At 57.2% G+C, this 3,104-nt stretch carries 1 protein-coding gene and 2 pseudogenes; 2 read left to right on the forward strand and 1 reads right to left on the reverse strand.

The window, feature by feature from the left end; translation table 11 throughout:
• Positions 1–842 (reverse strand): annotated as a pseudogene (locus tag HMPREF2808_RS13080) (IS256 family transposase); the annotation flags it as partial.
• Between the two features lie 86 nt (positions 843–928).
• Here HMPREF2808_RS13080 and HMPREF2808_RS08040 point away from each other — a divergent pair.
• A protein-coding gene (locus tag HMPREF2808_RS08040; protein ID WP_141752590.1) for an IS3 family transposase occupies positions 929–2,151 on the forward strand; the annotation gives its coding sequence in 2 pieces (ribosomal slippage) (positions 929–1,205 and positions 1,205–2,151; 1,224 coding nt in all).
• A 30-nt stretch (positions 2,152–2,181) separates the two neighbouring features.
• Positions 2,182–3,072: pseudogene (locus HMPREF2808_RS08045) on the forward strand (IS1249 family transposase); the annotation flags it as partial.
• Positions 3,073–3,104: the final 32 nt, after the last annotated feature.

The raw sequence follows: 3,104 nt of genomic DNA on the forward strand, positions 1-3,104 counted from the left end.
ATACAGGTCTGCACCATGGAATTCGGCCAGGTTGCCTCCACGGCTTCCGGCAAGCCTTTGAGCCCGTCGCAGCACACAATGAACACGTCCTGGACACCGCGGTTAGCCAGATCCGCACACACCGATGCCCAGAATGCAGCGCCTTCATTGTCGGCGATCCACAATCCCAGGATGTGCTTGATGCCGTCGATGTCGACACCAACCGCCATATAGCAGGCTTTGTTGACCACGCGGTGGCCGTCACGGATTTTCACGCGTAGCGCGTCGAGGAAGATCACCGGGTAAAACTCGTCGAGCTGGCGGTTTTGTCAGATCATGACCTCGTCTAACACCGCATCGGTAATGGTGCTGATCGTATCCGGGCTCATATCCACCCCAAGGGTGGTCGCGAGGTGATGCTGGATATCGCGCACTGTCATCCCGCCGGCGTAGAGCGAGATAATCATGTCGTCGAGTTCTGTGAGCCGGCGTGCGCCCTTGGGCACCATCCGGGGAGTAAACGTGCCGGCACGATCCCTGGGCACGGTCACTTCCACCGCGCCGTAGCCAGAATTGACGGTCTTGGTGTACGACCCGTTGCGGTGATTGCTCTCCTGCGCGGTTTCCACCTGGGCTTTGGCCTTGCGGTCGGAATGGCTATAGCCCAAATGCGCATCCATCTCTGCCTTAAGACCAGCGTTGATCGATGCCTGCAACAAGCCTTTGACCAGCTCGCTGGCATCATCAGCAGTGGTCGACAGCTCGCTGATCAGGCTGGCGAGCTCAGGATTTTCCATCAGCTTCTCGCTGATCTCGTTGACCCTCGCCGGGTCATGGTTTTTCTTCGGTGACACCGTAGTCATTATCGGTGAAACTCCTTCTAGATCAGAGCCTCACACTGAAGCGTCCTGGGTTTAGTTCCTACCTCTGCTAAGGAAGGATTGGCACTATGCCCAGAAAGTATTCCGCCGAATTCAAGGAGAAGGCGGTCCATCAAGTCCTAGAGATGGTCCGTCTGGAGTCTTGCTCACGGCAACGTGCGTACGAGGAAGTCGGAGAGCTCCTTGGCGTGTCCCACCACACGTTGCGCGCCTGGTATCGCGACAGCGTCGCCCATGAGCAGGCCGCACCAACAGGTGGCGAAACCATGGAAGAAGAGCTCAAACGGCTACGCCGGGAAAACCGCGAGCTGAAGCGAGCCAACGGAATCCTCAAGACTGCCTCGGCTTTTTTCGCAGCGGAGCTCGACCGACCCACGACCAGATGATCTCCTACATTGACGAGCACAAGGAGCAATTTGGGGCCTGGGCCATCTGCCGTGTTTTGAAACAGGCAGATCGTGGATTCATCACCTCTCGCGGCTACCGTAAAGCCATCACCCGCGCCCCGAGCGCCAGGGCTTTAAGCGATAGCCTGCTTATCCCAGAGATTCAGCGCGTCCATGCGGAAAACTTCTCGGTCTACGGCATTCGTAAGATGTGGCACGCCATGAACCGTGAGGGCTTTCATATCGGCCGCGACAAGACCGCGCGCCTGATGAAACTTGCAGGTGTGTCTGGTCGACGACGTGGACGCACCCCGGTCACCACGATCAGTCCTAAAGTTCCGGATCATCGTCCGGATCTTGTGCAGCGAAACTTCCGGGCAACAGCCCCCGGGCGGCTTTGGGTTGCCGACATTACCTATGTTCGCACCCTGTCAGGATTTGCGTACACCGCGTTTGTCATTGATGTCTACAGCCGCAAAATAGTTGGTGTTGCCACCCGCTCTACGATGCGCACCGATGCGCTGCCGATGGAGGCACTGGAACATGCATTAACGACTGCCGGTCGAATCCATGGCGACCAGCTGATACACCACAGTGACCGGGGAAGTCAGTACGTGTCACTGAAGTACTCCACCGCTTTGGCCGAAGCCGAGATCCGGCCGAGTGTCGGCACAGTCGGAGATTCCTATGACAACGCGCTGGCCGAGACTGTTAACGGTCTCTACAAGGCTGAACTTATCCATCCTCAAGGCCCGTGGACATCAGTAGGAGAAGTTGAGCTCGCCACCCTGCGGTGGGTGCACTGGTGGAACACCAAACGTCTTCACGAGGCGTTGGACTACGCCACCCCACAGGAAGTAGAAACCGAGTATTATCTCACCGAGCCCATCAACACAGGGCCGTAAAAGAAGCGGAACCAAACCCAGGACGCTTCAAAAGCCTGCGGAGCCTCGGTCAACAAACGCCGGCCAGATGTCACCAAAGCTGCTACTTTTACCCAGTTCATTGAGCACTGCACCACCACAACCTCACTGGAAGCAGTGGCCGAACGAAATGGTGTCAGCGCCTCCACAATGAAACGCCGTTTTAGCTGGTGGTGGCTGGTTGACGTTCCCGACCCCACTATCGGTCATACCGGGCGAATCTATGACCAAGTCTTTATTGACGGCACCTACACTGCCAGCGGATGTTTAATCGTGGCCGCCACCCTAGACCACGTCATCGCCTGGCACTGGTGCAAACGCGAAACCACCCGTGCGTATAAACAGCTACTAGAGCGCATTCCAGCACCTTTAATCGCCGTCATCGACGGCGGCCAAGGAGCTGCCAGTGCCATCAAACAGTGCTGGCCGACCACACTCGTCCAACGCTGCCTGGTACATGCTCAACGCGTGGTACGCCGCTACACCACCTCACGCCCACGCACGGATGCCGGGCGCACAATCTACCGGCTAGCACTTAAGCTCACCCGCATTAGCACTATCGAGCAAGCCAGCCAATGGGGCGCACAACTGCATGAATTCGCCACGGTCTACCACACCTGGTTAAACGAGAAGACCCTCGTCAAAGACCCCCAAACAGGCCGTTGGACACGCACTTGGACCCATGCCAACGTGCGCAAGGCCTACAACAGCCTCAACCACCTCTGGCGCAGCAACCTGCTATTTGTCTACCTCAACCCTCCCGAAGAAGTCATTGACACTGACCAGATCAAAGCCACCACCAACAGCCTGGAAGGCGGAATCAACTCCCAGCTGAAACTACTAGCACGAACACACCGCGGACGACGAGGAGAACACCAACGCCGAATGCTGGAGTGGTGGCTCTGAAGTGTCCCAGGTTTTGTTCCGTTTGAGTA

It is taken from the genome of Corynebacterium sp. HMSC078A10 (genome assembly GCF_001811565.1).
Taxonomy (GTDB): Bacteria; Actinomycetota; Actinomycetes; order Mycobacteriales; family Mycobacteriaceae; genus Corynebacterium; species Corynebacterium hesseae.